At 39.2% G+C, this 15897-nt stretch carries 15 protein-coding genes and 1 pseudogene; 5 read left to right on the forward strand and 11 right to left on the reverse strand.

The window, feature by feature from the left end:
- Nucleotides 1–37: 37 nt before the first annotated feature.
- The 3 genes and pseudogenes from F936_RS04080 to F936_RS18605 form a co-directional block, all read right to left on the reverse strand.
- Nucleotides 38–244: a DUF1656 domain-containing protein gene (locus F936_RS04080; RefSeq protein WP_004640831.1), complete on the reverse strand. Its 207-nt coding sequence runs from the start codon at nt 242–244 to the stop codon at nt 38–40.
- Nucleotides 237–2336 carry an FUSC family protein gene (locus F936_RS04085; RefSeq protein WP_005045119.1) on the reverse strand — a complete coding sequence of 700 codons (2100 nt, stop codon included), beginning with the start codon at nt 2334–2336 and terminating at the stop codon, nt 237–239. The genes F936_RS04080 and F936_RS04085 overlap by 8 nt, the downstream gene beginning before the upstream one ends.
- Nucleotides 2327–2458 (reverse strand): annotated as a pseudogene (locus F936_RS18605) (hypothetical protein). Before F936_RS18605 ends, F936_RS04085 begins: the two are co-directional and overlap by 10 nt.
- Nucleotides 2459–2825: 367 nt before the next feature.
- Between F936_RS18605 and F936_RS04090 the strand changes: the two are divergent.
- Nucleotides 2826–3599: an IclR family transcriptional regulator gene (locus F936_RS04090; protein WP_003654555.1), complete on the forward strand. Its 774-nt coding sequence runs from the start codon at nt 2826–2828 to the stop codon at nt 3597–3599.
- A gap of 194 nt (nt 3600–3793) precedes the next feature.
- On the opposite strand, the gene F936_RS04095 is transcribed toward F936_RS04090, so the two are convergent.
- The 6 genes from F936_RS04095 to F936_RS04120 all read right to left on the reverse strand — a co-directional run bounded on the left by F936_RS04095 (nt 3794) and on the right by F936_RS04120 (nt 9467).
- The gene (locus F936_RS04095) at nt 3794–4405 is read right to left on the reverse strand and encodes an alpha-ketoglutarate-dependent dioxygenase AlkB family protein (protein WP_004640827.1); all 612 of its coding nucleotides are present in this window, start codon (nt 4403–4405) and stop codon (nt 3794–3796) included.
- Nucleotides 4402–5256 carry a methylated-DNA--[protein]-cysteine S-methyltransferase gene (locus F936_RS04100; RefSeq protein ID WP_005045121.1) on the reverse strand — a complete coding sequence of 285 codons (855 nt, stop codon included), beginning with the start codon at nt 5254–5256 and terminating at the stop codon, nt 4402–4404. Before F936_RS04100 ends, F936_RS04095 begins: the two co-directional genes overlap by 4 nt.
- A 126-nt stretch (nt 5257–5382) precedes the next feature.
- The gene (gene pgsA / locus F936_RS04105; RefSeq protein ID WP_004640822.1) at nt 5383–5970 is read right to left on the reverse strand and encodes a CDP-diacylglycerol--glycerol-3-phosphate 3-phosphatidyltransferase; all 588 of its coding nucleotides are present in this window, start codon (nt 5968–5970) and stop codon (nt 5383–5385) included.
- A gap of 118 nt (nt 5971–6088) precedes the next feature.
- Nucleotides 6089–6883 (reverse strand): thioesterase family protein, encoded by a 795-nt coding sequence (locus F936_RS04110; RefSeq protein WP_005045123.1) that lies wholly within the window; start codon nt 6881–6883, stop codon nt 6089–6091.
- Nucleotides 6884–7003: 120 nt separating this feature from the next.
- A complete protein-coding gene (gene uvrC / locus F936_RS04115; protein ID WP_035362051.1) occupies nt 7004–8803 on the reverse strand; it encodes an excinuclease ABC subunit UvrC in 1800 nt (599 codons plus the stop codon).
- A gap of 133 nt (nt 8804–8936) precedes the next feature.
- Nucleotides 8937–9467, reverse strand: coding sequence for a CHAP domain-containing protein (locus tag F936_RS04120; RefSeq protein ID WP_005045126.1), 531 nt, complete (start codon nt 9465–9467; stop codon nt 8937–8939).
- Nucleotides 9468–9606: 139 nt separating this feature from the next.
- Between F936_RS04120 and F936_RS04125 the strand changes: the two genes are divergently transcribed.
- Together F936_RS04125 and F936_RS04130 are read left to right on the forward strand one after the other, a co-directional pair.
- Nucleotides 9607–9981, forward strand: a complete 375-nt coding sequence (locus F936_RS04125; protein ID WP_005045131.1) for a hypothetical protein — start codon at nt 9607–9609, stop codon at nt 9979–9981.
- Between the two features lie 33 nt (nt 9982–10014).
- Nucleotides 10015–10251 carry a hypothetical protein gene (locus tag F936_RS04130; protein ID WP_005045135.1) on the forward strand — a complete coding sequence of 79 codons (237 nt, stop codon included), beginning with the start codon at nt 10015–10017 and terminating at the stop codon, nt 10249–10251.
- Between the two features lie 87 nt (nt 10252–10338).
- On the opposite strand, the gene lpxO is transcribed toward F936_RS04130, so the two are convergent.
- Nucleotides 10339–11253, reverse strand: coding sequence for a lipid A hydroxylase LpxO (gene lpxO, locus F936_RS04135; RefSeq protein WP_003654540.1), 915 nt, complete (start codon nt 11251–11253; stop codon nt 10339–10341).
- Between the two features lie 570 nt (nt 11254–11823).
- Between lpxO and fadB the strand changes: the two genes are divergently transcribed.
- Nucleotides 11824–13977: a fatty acid oxidation complex subunit alpha FadB gene (fadB, locus tag F936_RS04140; RefSeq protein ID WP_005045139.1), complete on the forward strand. Its 2154-nt coding sequence runs from the start codon at nt 11824–11826 to the stop codon at nt 13975–13977.
- A 12-nt stretch (nt 13978–13989) separates the two neighbouring features.
- Entirely contained in the window at nt 13990–15162 is a 1173-nt protein-coding gene (gene fadA, locus F936_RS04145; protein ID WP_005045141.1) for an acetyl-CoA C-acyltransferase FadA, read from the forward strand.
- Between the two features lie 47 nt (nt 15163–15209).
- Here the strand turns inward: fadA and F936_RS04150 are convergent, their stop codons facing one another.
- On the reverse strand, nt 15210–15701 hold the full coding sequence (locus F936_RS04150) for a hypothetical protein (RefSeq protein ID WP_005045143.1): 492 nt from the start codon (nt 15699–15701) through the stop codon (nt 15210–15212).
- Nucleotides 15702–15897: the final 196 nt, after the last annotated feature.

The following is a 15897-nucleotide window of genomic DNA, read 5'->3' on the forward strand; positions in this document are numbered from 1 at the left end:
CACTCACCTAACTCAATCTTTAATTTCGCAATCATCTCTATGCACCCACCCCAACAAAAATTTGATGTATCACCAAGAGCAATAAAAGGTAAAAACACAAATTAAAAATACTAGGTAATGCAATCCAGCCTTGTGCAATCCACTTGTTGGTTAAAACACTTAATCCACGGAAACATATATATGCCAAGAGGGCTTGAACGAGCAAAGAAGGCACGTAAATGCCATAAACATTAAACTCACCCATTTGCTGTGGCTCCTCTAAAGGTACTGTTTTCATTCATTTGATCTGATGAAACATGACACATGCTATAAGCAATATTGTTAAGTGAAATGAGTAATCTTTGTCGCATAATCATATCTTCAACATTTGAAGCAAGCTGTTTTAGTTCAAATAAAGCTTGATGGATTTTTTCCACTAAAGCCGCAGTATTGTCTGCATCATTTTCTTTAGCTCTAAACAGCTCATCCAGATTTTGTTGCAGATTTCCGATGTGATGAGCCAGTTCTGAATTTTGAGGGAACTGATTCGCCAGTTCTTGTAATCTACTTAAATCGACAATACTGCTCGACTCAATCAGTGCTTGATGAATTGAAGTTTTAATCTCGCCAGATTGCACCATTTTGCTGTTTAGAATCCCAATTCGGTCTAGCATGCTGCGTAAGTGAACTTTAAAATCAAGACCATATGGCAAATAAATCGCCTGTCTCATTGCACGATAATGCAAGGCCAAAATACGGCTGGCACTCGTGTCTGGAGACATTGCACGAACCACGTCAATGACAACTAAAGACACTAAGACACCCAAGATCATGGCAAAAGAACCATCAAGATAAGACACTGCATCCATGCTATAAGCATTGTGCAGGTTTAGGCCCATCATGGTATTAATACCCAAAACCATACCCACTGGCATAAGCATCTGGTTAGCCATCATAGAAACTGCAAACAGGAACATAGGTAATAAAACCAGTCCAAGTTCCCAAAATGTGGTGACATGAGGGAAAATACCAAATGCATAAACGAAGACTAAAACTGCTGAAGCGATACTGCCCCAGATAAAAATACGCAAAACTGGAACGGGATTATCTAAGGCCGTTAAAATACAGGCCGTTACTGCGCCCATTTGCGCCATCATAAATCCAGCTTTCCACCCCGAAATAATCCAGACCCCAGTCACAATAAATGTAATAAGGACTGCACTGATGCCACCTCGTATCGCCACACCATGGTCACGGTGTAAACTCGGATATTTGGTGGTCATTGGCGTAATGTTGTCAGGAATTTCTTTATTACCTTGCTGAATTCGCTGCCACAAGACTTTAACCGCTAAAACATTGCTAATGAAATGGCGCACATCCATTTTCATGGCTGCGACCAAAACTTGCTGATGTGTAGAAGCCGATTCCATCAAACTTGCAAAATCACTTTCAAACTCATCAGGTAACTGCAAAATATTTTCATCAATAATCAGATCTTTTTGCTCTAAAAACTGTACAACATGAGCCGAGAGCTGTTGCAGTTTTTCTGCATGAGTTTCGATGAATCGAAGTTCTTGAAGTTGCTTAATACGCTCAGACAAAGCCACCAGATTAGCAACCACCATTGAGATTTGATGAAGCATTTCCTGCAAGGGTTTGGTCATGCCATGCAACTCACCCTTTTCATAACTCAAATGTACTGCCAAAGCATGAATATCTGTGGTGTCGCGAGTAATGGTCGCTAAAAGTTGAGTATTATTCTGCTGCGGGTCAGCAGTTAATAAATTGGCAAACAGATTTTCTGTATCTTTCAGCGTTTTGATGACGCGTTGCTTAATCGCAGAACCAATGTGCATTGGAAGAATAGTGGCAGAAACCACAGCGCTTGAAATCACCCCAATCGAAATCTCTATGACCCGAGCTAAAGCAATATCAAAAATATTGTATTGATCAATATAGGTAATCGCATTGAAGACAATCATGGCTGTCGAATAACCCGCCAGCATAAAAGCATAACTGCGTGGAGTCCGGTCAAGTAAAGATACATAAAGCGCAAAACCCACCCACAACGACAACACCACGGTAAACAACCAAGGTGTATTAATTAGATGTGGCGTTAGTGTTAAGGCAATCACAGCCCCACCAATCGTCCCTACCACACGGTAGACACATTTAGAGGACACCATTCCCGAATAGGGATTGGCAATAATCAAGACCGTACCAATCGACCACATCGGGTTAATCAGATCTAATTCAAATGAAACAAATAACGCCAGCATTCCGGCAATAAATGTTTTTGTTGCAAAGATCAGATCAAGCCTACTCGGGCGAAACGCCAGTATTTGCTTTAATAACATGAACTCATCTCAAATACAGATTTGAACTGATGAGCATGCCCTTCAATGTTAAATTGCCTTTCTAGAGACAACAAAACTGTGCCATTTGCCTAAAAGCAAATGAGATGAGGAGCATCCTTCAATACAATGATTTTTCCACATCCTGCCTGATTGGCCCAGATGATTTCAATTTGGACGTTATTTAAACGGCCAAACTTTGGAAAGAAGAGGCATCAAGAAATTCGCCTAGAATCGACCAATTTCTCGATTAGATATTTTGTTTGGCAATTTTTTCAAAATAAAGCAATTTAGTCAACTAAAATATCTCTATTTGATAATTTGATATATTTTTTGATAATCGTATATGATGTATAAGCCAAGAGAAGTTTTCTCTTTGTCAGAGTAAAATACTCACATCAGGCATTTATTTTAGAATTGAGACAAATTTTCTTTTTTTCTGTTATAAGAACTCAAACATGACTCTTTGTTAAAGGATACGAACAAGACGCTATGGCAATTTCAAGTTTTGGCAAAATTTTAACCGTACTGGACCTATTTTCAGTTTCGCGTCCAATCATTAATGTCGATATTATTTGCGAAGAACTTGGCTTGTCTAAACCAACCAGTTACCGTTATCTGAAAGAACTGGTGTCTACCGATCTATTAAAACGCATTAATGGAACGTCTGGCGATTATACCTTAGGCTCAAAAATTGCAGTTCTTGACTATATTTCTCGAACTACTGATCCGTTAGTTCAAATCAGCACACCATTTATGCGAAATATTGTAGAGCGTACCGAACTCTGCTGTTTGCTCACTTATTTAAATGATGATTACTGTATTGATATTCACCATGAAATCTTCAAAGACACCGAATTACTGTCATATGGCCGAGGCTGCCCAAGACCTATTTACGTTGGGTCATCCCCAAAAACGATGGTTTCGCATTTAAGTAAACAACGGATGCAAGACTACTATCATCGTTACCAGCAAGAATTAAAACAATCAGGTTTTGCTGAAGATGAACCAAGCTTTATTCAGCGTATGCGTAAAATTAAAAAACAAGGATTCTATTTCTCACAAGGTGAGATTGACCCCAATGTTTCTGGCCTTGCCGTTCCAGTTCGTTTTTCGAACAAAGAGGTACCTTTAGCTTTAACTTTAGTTGCTTCTAAAAATCGTTTTGATTTTTTAAATGTTGAAAAGCTCACCGAAATTTTGCAAGAAAATGCAGCACTTATTGAACAACGTTTTATGGAGTTATCTGAAAAAGGTGAAATTTAAAACCCGACTTTATGATAATTTAACCTTTTCTTACATTTTAATGCATTGAATAGATCACAATATTCTCATATTATGATTTTAGCTCCTATTGATGATTCTTTTCATCAGCAGCTCATCAATAGAAGCATCCCCCTCAGAGGAATAAGCTCATGTTGCCATCATGGGCTTTTTTCTTGCCCAATTTTTGATGAAAGTCATGAAAACTGAAACTGCCTGAAAGTAAGATTAATACGCGGCTGTAAAATCTTTGTTGAGCGATTTAAACGATGTTGCCAATGTTGTTGCGTTTCACCACGCATCACGATGAGTTGGCCTGGTTGTAGCCACAATTCAACTTTCTCTTTACTTTGAATGTGTCTAAAAGAAAATTTACGGGTAGCTCCAAAACTTAAAGATGCAATCGTTGTAGTTTTCGCTAAAGAAACATCCGAATCACTATGCCAAGCCATCCCTTGTGTTCCATCTTCATAAAGGTTTGCCAAGCACGAGTTAAATTTTTCTGAAAGTCGCTGTTCTACCAATTGTTTGAGTTTGGCAAGCGCTCGATCCCAAGGCAAAGAATCACGAATGACACCCGAATATTTATATTGATAATAATTATCCCCATACCATGCCACTTTTCGAGGGGTGATAAAGTGCTTACCATACAACTTAGCCTCGTCATGTTTCCACGCGAGATGTTGGTAAAGATAGTGAAAATATTGTTCGGCTTCTTCTGAGCTTAAAATACAACCATAGTCCTGAACTTCACCATCATAAGGTAATAAATTTTCACAAGGCTCTGGAGCAAATAAATCCAAGGTCATTCGGTCTCTCCATGTTGCTTTGACATCTCCCAGGCTAACAATGCCAATTTACGCCCCTTTTGCCAATGATATTCTCCGACCATGCCTGTTGCACGTATCACCCGATGACAAGGAATTAAATATGCAATCGGATTTTGTCCAATCGCTGTAGCAACGGCTCGAACTGCTTTAGGTTTGCCAATCTGTTCGGCAATCTCTTGATAGGTCCGCAATTGCCCTTCTGGAATGGTCAGTAACGCTTCCCAGACTTGCAATTGAAATGGAGTTCCAGCCAAGTTAAGCGGAAGTTTTTGCTGTAAGTGTTCTGAGAAATCTTGTTCGAACCACTGCGCAATTTGTTGATGCCAAATCGGCGCCTGATTTTTTAATTGAGCTTTAGGGAACTGCTGTTTAATTATTTCTTCGATATTCTCACGAGTATCGATAAAGCGAACAGAACATATCCCTTTATCACTACTTACAACCAGCAACTCACCAAAGGGACTCGTTTCAATCGAATAATTAAGTGTAACCCCTTCACCTTGCTGTTTATATTCACCAGGCGTCATGCCTTCAAGCTGAATAAACAAATCATGTAAACGACCGGTACCAGACAAACCTGTGTTTAAAGCAGTGTCTAATAAGCTACGTTGCTGCATCAAATAATATTTAGCCTGCTGCAAACTCATATATTGAACAAATTTCTTCGGGCTAATACCCACCCATTCTTGAAACTGGCGTTGAATATAACCTGAACTTAAATTCATATGACTCGCAACATCGTCCAGACTAGGTTGCTGATCCAGATGTTCATATAAATATTCAATTACTGTGGCAATTACAGCAAATTGCCGAGAAGAAAGCATTTGCATGTGTCACCTCCTTAGCACTTATATCTTACATTAAAGTAGCTAAAGCTCGGTGACGACCCGATTCTTGCACTATCCGAAAATAAAAAAGCCTTTCATTATAGAAAGGCTTAATCATTCAATCTGAAATTAAGGTTGCTTCAAATAAGGCCAAGCTGCTCTTAGGTAAATAAACATTGACCATAAAGTAAGAATCACAGCGGTATATAACAAGGCATATGCCAGCATTTCTAAAGGCTGCCAATTAAGTAAAAACACACTGATGGCAATCATCTGAAAAGCTGTTTTATATTTGCCTACTGTCGATACAGCCACACTCGTTCTTGCGCCAAGCTCTGCCATCCACTCACGTAAAGCAGAAACTGTAATTTCTCTTGAAATAATGACAATTGCAGCAAAAGCCATTGATATGGTGGGATTCCACTGCACCAAAACAATCAGTGCAGCTGCCACCATAAGCTTATCTGCAACTGGATCTAAAAAACGGCCAAATGCTGAAGTCTGGTTTAAAGTTCGTGCCAAATAGCCATCAAACCAATCGGTAATAGCAGCAAACACAAAAATTGCAGTCAAGATAATATGACGACTCATACTTCCTTCTTGCTCACCAATACCCATTGCAGGCGGCCAATACGCAATCACCAAAAATACAGGAATAAGCGCGATACGCGCCAACGTTAGGATATTTGGGATATTCAGGATTCGCCCTGTGGTCATAAACACCGCCAATTTAGTCTTCAAGCATCTTGTAACAGACAAAAATACTTTCTTCAATATTGTATCTATCTGTAACAGCCACTTTATACGAAATATATGAATCGAGGAAGTAGACTGCTTAGGTAAATACCGTAACAGTTTGCCGTAAAATTGCAATTAAATGATCATTTTGATCCCATAAATGCGCATATTCTGTGGAATAACCTTCACCAGCATATTCAGTTACCACTTTATATTTAAACCAGTCACATAGTTGATGCTGGATCGGATGCACATAGGTGATGTGCCAAGTTAAAGAACTTGCAGGAGCAACTTGTTTAAACATCGGCAATACACCAGGTGGCCAAATATCCATCAGAACAATTAAATCTGGCAAAGTCATTTGACGATTTTCATGCTTCTCTGGGGAGAACCTTGACCATCCTCCAAAGTCAGCATACTGACTTCCTGTAACAGGATGATGACCTTCTGCCCAGCATACATCAAAATGTTGATAGCATTCTGGCATTTGTCTAGCAAAAGGAAGAGGCTGTAAGTCTTCTGGCTGTGCATAAACTGGAACCATAGGTTCTTGGCGTACTTCAATATTCGAAGTGCGAGGCACACCAAAGCTTGCAACCAAAATAGTTTGTACAGCACCATCTTGCCATAAACGAGTTTCAAGCGTAGTGACCGACTTTCCTTCCCTTAAAATTTCAATAGTCAACTGAGCAGGTCCCTGCTGTACAGGGCCAACAAAAGTAATGCTACAACTTAATAATCTTTTATTTGAGTCGTGAATATTTGAACATGCTTTTTGCATCAATAACCCTGCAACAAAGCCACCAAAAACCGTGCGGCCTTGCAACCATCCTTCAGGTATTTCAATCCATTCCTTTTCTTTTATTTCTTCAAATATTCGCAGTAATGACATTCCTTTCCCTAAAACGAAAGTGTTATTAGGAAATATCTTTCATCATTTTGATTGGAATGTGAATGGTCAATCATTGAGTAATTGGTGAATTATTTTGTCACTCGACCTTTAAGCCTATGCTTATTCGTGCAGAATTTTATAAATTGTTCTGGCCATCATCTCACCAAAACCAGGCACAAGTGTGAGCTCTTTTTCTGAAGCTTTCAAAACACCTTGGATCCCACCAAAATGAGTCAATAAATCTCGACGGCGTTTCGGTCCCAACCCCGGAATTGCTTCTAAAACTGATGTACTACGACGTTTATCACGTTTAGCTCGGTGTTTAGTAATTGCGAAGCGATGGGCTTCATCACGCACCTGTTGAATCAAGTGCAATGCTTTATTGTCTTCTGGTAATTGAATTTTCGTGCCATCAGTAAAATGTAGGGTTTCAAGCCCGGGTTTACGACCTTCACCTTTAGAGACCCCCACCATAAAAGCATCGAGCCCAAGCTCTTGCATGACATCCATCGCCATGTGAAGTTGACCTTTACCGCCATCAATCAACAACAGATCAGGCAATATGGCTTTTTTATAACGTCGTGTTAAGGCTTGGCGCATGGCAGCGTAATCATCGCCACCGGTAATATCTTGAATGGCAAATTGGCGGTAATCACGCTTACGAGCACCACCTTGGTCAAACACCACACATGATGCAATTGGAGCTTCACCCATGGTGTGACTAATATCAAAGCATTCAATACGATCGACTGGTCTTCCAATCACTTGTTCTAACTGATGAAAACGTTCATTGAGTTCTAAATGATTACTCAGCTGTCCCTTAATGGCATGTTGAACATTCATTTCAGCAAGCTCTAGCCACTCCGCACGAGTTTCTCGCACACTACTCTTAATTTGGACCTTCTTACCAAACTGCTGTGCCAATGCTTCTTCTAACTCTTTATGGTCAGGTAAAGCAATATTCACAATGAGTTCATTTGGAACTTCATCTGCAACCTGAAAGTAAAAGTTAGCCATAAAGTCACTGAGCATTTGACCAAGATCATCGCCAAGCATGTCTGGGAAATAACTTTTACCACCCAACATTCGCCCATTGCGTACATACATAATTTGCACACAAGTCACGCTAGCCTGATATGCAATTGCCAGAATATCCGCTTCACCCTTAACCTTAAAAACAGCCTGTTGTGCTTGTACTTCACGAAGCAAAGACAATCGGTCGCGGTAAAAAACAGCTTTTTCAAATTCAAGTTCAGCCGCGGCTTGCTCCATTTTAGCAATGAGCTCTTGATTTAACTCTTTGGTGTCGCCTTGCAAAAAGCGAATACTGTTATTAACGTCTTCTTTATAATCTTCGGGTGAAATCAGACCTACACAAGGTGCAGAGCAACGCTTGATCTGATATTGCAAACATGGGCGCTTGCGCTGTGAGAAGTAGCTATTTTCACACTGACGCACATTAAAAAGTTTTTGCAAAACAAGTAAGGTATCGCGAGCGCTATAGGCGCTTGGATAAGGTCCAAAGAACTTACCAATTTGATGCTTCCCTTTGCCACGACCGCTCGCAAGTCGAGGATAGGGCTTATCTGACGAAACAAAAATATAGACATATGACTTATCGTCCCGCAGCATAATGTTATAAGGCGGACGATGTTGTTTAATTAGGTTTTGTTCTAAAAGTAATGCTTCGGTTTCTGAACGAGTCACCAAAGTTTCAATATTATAAATTCTTGCAACCAAAGCCTGAGTTTTAGGATGCTCAATCGTTTTAACAAAGTAACTCGACACCCGATTTTTTAGGTTTTTTGCTTTGCCGACATATAACAATTCACCCTCTTTCCCTAGCATTTTATAAACGCCTGGAAGTTGGGTCATGTGGGCTAAAATTTTTTCAATGTGGGGACGAGCGTTTTGATTCACTATCGGCAGACATGGCTTAATACTGAATAGCTAATGTGATGTTTTCACCCCTACTTTTCAAGTGCTTTACTGTGCAAGAAGCCAAATTTGAAAAGAGATTTTGATAGGCCCCGACAGACTATGTCGTACTATTTTAAGAATCGAGACGATAGTAGCTATATTTCACATCTTTTTCTTTATAGACAGCATAAGTTTTTTGGCGAAAATCCGAGAACCAGCCATTGCCTGTATATCCCGCAATATGACCATATGTGTGGCCACTTGTCCGCTCAATAATATAGATATCACCTTCTTGAGGACGGTTAAAAGCAGGTTTAATTTTCTTATAGCCATTTTGTTCAAGCGTATGCCCCCAATCAGAGGCAGCTACTGGGTGCTTAGACACATCTGCACCTGCTGCTTGTAAAGCAATACGGATGTTTTTGGCACATTTTTCTTTGCTATGGTTGGCAGATATACTTTCAAGCTTACTTGAGAACTTGTGCAAATTAATATTTTGATCTTCAGATTGATGTCTTTTCGCATCAGATTTTTTATGTTTTTCAGTCGTCGAAGCTGCTTTACGTAACATCACTTTCGTTTTTAAATCGCTTTGAGAACTGTCTTCTTTTCTCACTTTGATATGATGAACATGTGCATGAACTGCGTGATGAGCATGAGCCATTTTAAAACCTACTTCCGCTAACCAGTCTTCGAAAAAACCGCGTCATTGTAGAATCAAAATTGCTTATTGGTTTTTAATAGTTGTAACAAATTGCCAGCACTGTGAAGTGAGTCACAAAACTTAATAAAGGTTACTTCCTATGAATACTAAAGAATTTGTCAAAGAACTTATAAATACTGTTTCAGATGAATATATCGATACTTATAAACATATTTATTCATCCACTTTAATGGATAATACAATTAAAAAAGATCCCTACTGGCTTGATGCTCTCACTTTTTATCAATCTTTATCTCAAAAGGATAAGGAAACTTTATTTAAGATTATTAAACAGACTACTATTGATACTACAAGTACAATTCTAGGTATTATTGATGGTCCTGTGAGCTTAGACGAGATTTCTGGTGAGTTTATGCTGACATATACAGAAAATGAGAAGACAGTAATTTTAAGTGGAGATCTACAAGATGAATTCCTTACCAAAATAAAAGATAAAGACAAATCACAAGAATAATATATATGGAATTATAGTTAGGAAAATAAAATTATGAGATTAAAACAAAAGTTTATTTATAGAAACTCGAAAAACGAGAAAATCAAATTAATACTCGAACCTTGGGCAGAAGAATATGATATTGAATCAAATTCTGAAGTGGAAATCATTGTTGAAGGCGATATAGAAAAAGGATATTTAATGATTGAATCAGAGACAGATCGTGTTGTCATCTATGGTTGGCAAGGGAGTCTTATTCAAGTTTTCAAAGATGGGGAACTTATTTACTAAAGATTTAATCTATATTTTATTAATAATCTATTCCTTATAACAGACTATTTTTAGCTTAAAACAAAAACGCCCTTTCGGGCGCTTTAATTAAAATACGTATGGTCGAACAAAAATCAGGAAGAAAATCCCAAGCATCAAGAACCATTTTAAGAAGTAATACAACTTACGGTTTTTAGCTTTTAATGCTTTGGCTTTAATACGAATTTGGTAGACATAACCAAACGCTTTATTTAAGCCACCTGTTTGGTCACCTGTTTCATTCGGTGAGCTTGCCGCAGTCATCACACTACGACCGAACCAATGGTTGAAACGTTCCATCCATTTCACTTTCATTGGACGTTCAACATCTGCAAAGAAAATGATACGGTTTTGATCGGTCTTATTTTCAGCATAATGAATATACGTTTCATCAAACACGACACTTTGACCATCACGCCAAGAGTATCTTTCACCATCAACATCAATAAAACAACGATCATCATTCGGCGTAATTAAACCCAAGTGATAACGCAATGAACCTGCATATGGGTCACGGTGTCTTACCAAACGGCTATCGGGTGCAAGCTCAGTAAACATTGCGGCTTTAATCGTCGGCAATGTTTTAAGAAGAGCTGTGGTCTTTGGACAAAGCTCAGCAGCAGACGGATGACTCGATTCGTACCATTTTAAATAAAAACGTTTCCAGCCTGTTTTAAAGAACGAGTTAAAACCTAAGTCGTTATAAGTACTCGATGCTTTAATCCCACCTTGATCATATAAAGCTTTCGCTTCATCACGAATCATTTCCCAATTTTCATCCAACACTTTTAAATCTTTAAAATGCTGAGTGTCGATATAAGGCTGATTCGGCACCTTTGAAAAGATGTACATTAAAAAGTTAATCGGTGCGAGTAAGGTTGAATGGTCAAAAAATTGACGATAAAACGAGTGACGCACTTTGCCGCGATGTTGGATATACAATGCTGATATCACAAAAATCGCTAATATGATCCACTTAATCATATTGCTACTCTTTTAAAAGATTGGGGCAACTTCACCTTATATTTAAGGCAATAGAAACCGGAGATTTATTTAATTGGCGCAAATTTTAACAAAATTGACTTATAAAAAGCCAATGTAAAAAATTAAGTCAAATGATAGAGATCATACTTTAAATAAAAAAAATAAATATACGTTATTTTTCCATAACTTTAAGGACTTAAAATTTATGCATATTCCTATTTTCTTTTATAGGCTATGACTTGAACAATTGACTTTTTTGACAAAAAGTTAAGCTTTAAAACTTAATCGTTTTTATATAAAAATTTGATAATTCCAATGCGTTATAAAGAAAAAATTAAATTAAAACAAATGACTTTGTTTTACACCTATCTTTATGATTTCTTTTATGCATTTACTAGAGATGAATTAAATAAAAAATAAGATGACCCTTGCGTCACGGCTTGATACAACTTGTCAGGTTTTTTTTAGATATAGTTATCGTAAGATTAGCGAAGCATAAATGTGTACCAAAGCTGTGCACACGCTTCATAACATCAATTTAGAAGTCCTCCAAAACCAAGGAGATCAGGCATGATCCACGCTGGCAATGCCATTACCGTCCAAATGCTTTCGGACGGAATTGCAGAATTCCGCTTTGACTTACAAGGTGAGTCGGTCAATAAATTTAACCGTGCAACAATTGAAGATTTCCAAGCTGCTATTGCTGCGGTAAAAGCAAATAATGATATTAAAGGCTTAGTTGTTACCTCTGGCAAATCAACATTTATTGTTGGAGCAGACATTACCGAGTTTGGTGAAAATTTCGCTCAAGGTGAAAAAGCGATTGTTGACTGGCTTATGCCTGTTCACGAAATCTTCAATAGCTTTGAAGATTTAGACATTCCAAAAGTTGTTGCTATTAACGGTATGGCGTTAGGTGGCGGTTTTGAAATGTGCTTAGTGTGTGACTATCGTGTGATGTCAGAAGCTGCACAAGTGGGCTTACCAGAAATTAAACTTGGTATTTACCCAGGTTTTGGCGGTAGCGTACGTTTAAGCCGTGTTATAGGTATCGACAACGCGGTTGAATGGATGGCGATGGCTGCTCCTAAAAAACCGGCTGCTGCATTAAAAGACGGTGCTGTAGATGCGGTTGTAGCTGCTGATAAATTACTTGATGCTGCAACAGATTTAGTTAAGCAAGCAATTTCTGGTCGTTTAAACTGGAAAGCAAAACGTCAAGAAAAACTTGATGCTGTAAAATTGAACCCGCTTGAACAAATGATGGCGTTCAACACAGCAAAAGGTGCTGTACTTGCTAAAGCGAATCCTGCTCAATACCCTGCTCCAAAATTATTACTTGACTCATTACAAGCAGGTGCAAGCCTTGCGCGTGACGAAGCATTAAAAGCTGAAGCTGAAGGTTTTGCTAAAGCAGCAATTACTCCACAAGCTGGTGCATTGATTGGTTTATTCCTCAATGACCAAATTGTTAAGAAAACTGCTAAGAAACATGAAAAAGGTGCTCACCCTGTAAATCAAGCAGCTGTACTTGGCGCTGGTATCATGGGTGGTGGTATTGCTTACCAAGCGGCAAGCAAAGGCACTCCAATTATCATGAAAGATATTGGTAATCCACAACTTGCTCTAGGTATGTCAGAAGCGAACAGCTTGTTAACTAAACAAGTTGAACGTAAGAAAATGAAACCTGCGCAAATGGGTGAAACCCTTGCACGTATCCGCCCTACTTTAAGCTATGATGAGTTTAAAGAAGTCGACATCGTGATCGAAGCGGTTACAGAAAATCCAAAAGTTAAAGAAATCGTTCTTGCAGACACTGAAAAGCATGTTCGTGAAAACACGATTATTGCGTCTAACACGTCTACAATTTCAATTACACGTTTAGCGAAAGCATTACAACGTCCTGAAAACTTTGTTGGTATGCACTTCTTCAACCCAGTTCACATGATGCCATTGGTAGAAGTGATTCGTGGTGAAAAGACTTCTGAAGAAGCAATTGCAACAACTGTTGTTCTCGCTCAAAAAATGGGTAAAACACCAATCGTTGTAAACGACTGCCCAGGGTTCTTGGTTAACCGCGTATTGTTCCCTTACTTTGGTGCATTTGACCTTCTTGTAAAAGACGGCGCAGACTTCCAGCAAGTTGACAATGTAATGTCTAAGTTTGGCTGGCCAATGGGTCCTGCTTACCTCATCGACGTTGTAGGTATCGACACTGGTGTACATGGTGCAGAAGTGATGGCTGAAGGTTTCCCAGACCGTATGAAGCCAGACTACAAAGGTTCAATCCAAGCAATGTACGAAGCTAAACGTCTTGGTCAAAAGAATGACGTTGGTTTCTACAAATACGAACTCGACAAGAAAGGCAAGAAAGCAAAAACTGTTGATCCAACAGCGTATGAAATCATTGCTCCTTTCGTAACGGGTGAAAAACGCGAGTTTGATAACCAAGAAATCATTGACCGCATGATGCTTGCTTTCTGTAACGAAACAGTTCGTTGCTTAGAAGACAACATCGTTGCAACTGCAGCTGAAGCTGATATGGCAATGATTATGGGTGTAGGTTTCCCTCCATTCCGTGGTGGTCCATGTCGTTATATCGACCAAACAGGTGTTGCTGAATATGTTGCGCTTTGCGACAAATATGCACACTTAGGTAAGGCTTATGAAGCGCCACAAATGTTGCGTGACATGGCTGCTAACAACAAAAAATTCTACGGTTAAGGAGCAACGTGAATGGCTACTTTAAATCCACGTGACGTTGTCATCGTTGATGGCGTACGTTCTGCAATGGGTAAAACCAAAAACGGTATGTTCCGCAATGTACGTGCTGACAGCTTATCTGCTGAATTAGTTCGTGCACTCGTTGCTCGTAACCAGTTTGATACCAATGAAGTTGAAGACTTAATCTGGGGCTGTGTAAACCAGACTCTAGAGCAAGGTATGAACATTGGACGTAACATCGGCTTATTGGCTGACCTACCAAAAACTGTGGCAGGTCAAACTGTTAACCGTCTTTGTGGTTCATCTATGCAAGCGCTTCATACTGCTGCTGCGCAGATTGCAACCAACCAAGGTGATATATTCATTATTGGTGGTGTAGAGCACATGGGCCACGTAGGTATGATGCATGGCATCGACCTTAACCCAGAAGCATCTAAACACTACGCTAAAGCATCTAACATGATGGGCTTAACTGCTGAAATGTTAGGTCGCATGAATGGCATTGGCCGTGAAGAACAAGATGCTTTTGGTGTTGAATCTCACCGCCGTGCTTGGGCTGCAACACAAGAAGGTCGTTTCAAAAACGAAATCGTTGGTGTTGAAGGCCACGATGCAAATGGTTTTAAAATCCTTTGCGACATCGATGAAGTGATTCGTCCAGATGCAAATCTTGAATCATTCAAAGCATTACGTCCTGTATTCGATCCGAAAGGCGGTACTGTAACTGCGGCTACATCTTCAGCTTTATCTGACGGTGCTTCTGCAATGTTGCTTATGTCTGCTGAGCGCGCACAAGCGTTAGGTTTAAAACCACGCGCTGTGATTCGCTCTATGGCAGTTGCAGGTTGTGATGCTGCAATCATGGGTTACGGTCCAGTTCCAGCAACTCAAAAAGCGCTTAAACGTGCTGGTTTAACGATGGCTGATATTCAAACTATCGAATTAAATGAAGCATTTGCTGCTCAAGGCTTATCAGTAATGAAAGGCTTAGGCGTTTATGACAAGCAAGACATCATTAACTTAAATGGTGGTGCAATTGCTTTGGGTCACCCACTAGGCTGTTCTGGTGCGCGTATCACCACTACGTTGTTAAACGTAATGGAACAACAAGATACTCAAATCGGTCTTGCGACTATGTGTATCGGCCTTGGTCAAGGTATTGCAACGATTATCGAACGTGTTTAATTCTTAAATACTTCGTAAAAGAAATCCCCGCTTATGCGGGGATTTTTTTATCGACCAGCTAATCCATTTTCGATTTTCTTCTGTAAATCTATAATATCTTGAATATTCACTTTCATCGTACCCTCACGATAAGCATCAACATTACTTCGATTAATGTTCAAAGGTCTTAACATTTCAAAGATACCATTGGTTGGGTCAGAGGATTGTATTCCTCCTGCTACCGCTAAAATATATTCTTGCAGAAACGGAGAAAGTTGAGACAAATCTGGCTGCGCCATGACTGGCTGATAATCTACTGTAGTCATGCCTTCAGGGACTAAAGCATTCTGTATATCATAATGAGTTTTATACTCACGATGTTGCAGAGCCTGACGCACTTTTTTATCTTCTTGAAATGGTACAAACCCCACCTCTTCACGCAGCTCAGATTCAGCCATAACGCGAATTGTAGGTAACGTAGCGACCTCTTCAGCTTGAACAGTCGGCAACCCCATAAAAGCAAATGCAGCGATCAAAGCTGATTGTTTTAGAAAGTTCATAACTTGCTCCAAAAATCAGTCACCCTATTCAAATTAAAAGATGATGATTAAATTAAAAGTATCTATAAATAGGCTACAACAAAGTCGAAGTCGATTCAGTAAGGCTCAGATAAACGGTAAATATAATTAAAATTTTTAATGTAATAGTAAGGTTCTTTATAAAAATATTTTAGAAATTAGCCTGAATGTGACTAAG

The organism is Acinetobacter calcoaceticus DSM 30006 = CIP 81.8, assembly GCF_000368965.1.
In the GTDB taxonomy this organism is placed as follows: domain Bacteria; phylum Pseudomonadota; class Gammaproteobacteria; order Pseudomonadales; family Moraxellaceae; genus Acinetobacter; species Acinetobacter calcoaceticus.

Excerpts from the sequence above, each read along its gene's own strand:
- F936_RS04080 (WP_004640831.1), bottom strand. The coding sequence starts at position 244 with ATGGGTGAGTTTAATGTTTATGGCATTTACGTGCCTTCTTTGCTCGTT.
- F936_RS04085 (WP_005045119.1), bottom strand. The coding sequence starts at position 2,336 with ATGTTATTAAAGCAAATACTGGCGTTTCGCCCGAGTAGGCTTGATCTG.
- F936_RS04090 (WP_003654555.1), top strand. The coding sequence starts at position 2,826 with ATGGCAATTTCAAGTTTTGGCAAAATTTTAACCGTACTGGACCTATTT.
- F936_RS04095 (WP_004640827.1), bottom strand. The coding sequence starts at position 4,405 with ATGACCTTGGATTTATTTGCTCCAGAGCCTTGTGAAAATTTATTACCT.
- F936_RS04100 (WP_005045121.1), bottom strand. The coding sequence starts at position 5,256 with ATGCAAATGCTTTCTTCTCGGCAATTTGCTGTAATTGCCACAGTAATT.
- pgsA (WP_004640822.1), bottom strand. The coding sequence starts at position 5,970 with ATGACCACAGGGCGAATCCTGAATATCCCAAATATCCTAACGTTGGCG.
- F936_RS04110 (WP_005045123.1), bottom strand. The coding sequence starts at position 6,883 with ATGTCATTACTGCGAATATTTGAAGAAATAAAAGAAAAGGAATGGATT.
- F936_RS04120 (WP_005045126.1), bottom strand. The coding sequence starts at position 9,467 with ATGGCTCATGCTCATCACGCAGTTCATGCACATGTTCATCATATCAAA.
- F936_RS04125 (WP_005045131.1), top strand. The coding sequence starts at position 9,607 with ATGAATACTAAAGAATTTGTCAAAGAACTTATAAATACTGTTTCAGAT.
- F936_RS04130 (WP_005045135.1), top strand. The coding sequence starts at position 10,015 with ATGAGATTAAAACAAAAGTTTATTTATAGAAACTCGAAAAACGAGAAA.
- lpxO (WP_003654540.1), bottom strand. The coding sequence starts at position 11,253 with ATGATTAAGTGGATCATATTAGCGATTTTTGTGATATCAGCATTGTAT.
- fadB (WP_005045139.1), top strand. The coding sequence starts at position 11,824 with ATGATCCACGCTGGCAATGCCATTACCGTCCAAATGCTTTCGGACGGA.
- fadA (WP_005045141.1), top strand. The coding sequence starts at position 13,990 with ATGGCTACTTTAAATCCACGTGACGTTGTCATCGTTGATGGCGTACGT.
- F936_RS04150 (WP_005045143.1), bottom strand. The coding sequence starts at position 15,701 with ATGAACTTTCTAAAACAATCAGCTTTGATCGCTGCATTTGCTTTTATG.